The 508-nt window shown below is 67.9% G+C and carries 2 pseudogenes; one reads left to right on the top strand and one right to left on the bottom strand.

The window, feature by feature from the left end:
* Positions 1-159, bottom strand: a pseudogene (gene thyX, locus R1101_RS0125320) (FAD-dependent thymidylate synthase); the annotation flags it as partial.
* 142 nt (positions 160-301) lie between these two features.
* Here thyX and R1101_RS0125315 point away from each other — a divergent pair.
* Positions 302-508 (top strand): annotated as a pseudogene (locus tag R1101_RS0125315) (hypothetical protein); the annotation flags it as partial.

The following is a 508-nucleotide window of genomic DNA, read 5'->3' as shown; positions in this document are numbered from 1 at the left end:
GGGGTTGGGTTTCGACCAGCTCTGGTAACAGGCGCGACCGGCGAACTCGATCAGTGCTTCGCCGCCCTCGGCGTCGGTCTCCCAGGCGACGTCGTCGGGGAGATGGAACTCCGTCGTGGCGATGAGCCGGACCTTCGGATCGGCGGATTCGGGCGCCATCGTCTCCTCCTCGCCTCTACCGTTGCGCCCTCCGGGACGCACGGTTCCTTCCGTCCGCACAGTAACGCCCCTCGACCTGCACCGATCGATGACGTCACCATGACACCTTGCCTGACGCCACAGATGACGCCACACTGGCGTCATGGATATCGACAAGTACACGTCCGCCATCACCGACTCCGTGATCGCGGCGGCCGAACTCGGCGACGAACAGACCCGGCGTACCGCCGCGGCCCTGGCGACGGCCATCGCCGCTCCCGTCCGGCTCGCGGTCCTGGCCGCCCTGTCCGACATGGCCAACGAGGTCAGCGACGAACTCGGCGACCGCACGGTCACCGTGCGCCTCGAC

Source organism: Rhodococcus sp. R1101, assembly GCF_000278445.1.
GTDB lineage: Bacteria > Actinomycetota > Actinomycetes > Mycobacteriales > Mycobacteriaceae > Rhodococcus > Rhodococcus gordoniae.
Note: the sequence above shows the minus strand (reverse complement) of the source record. Positions and strands in the feature narration are given on the sequence as shown.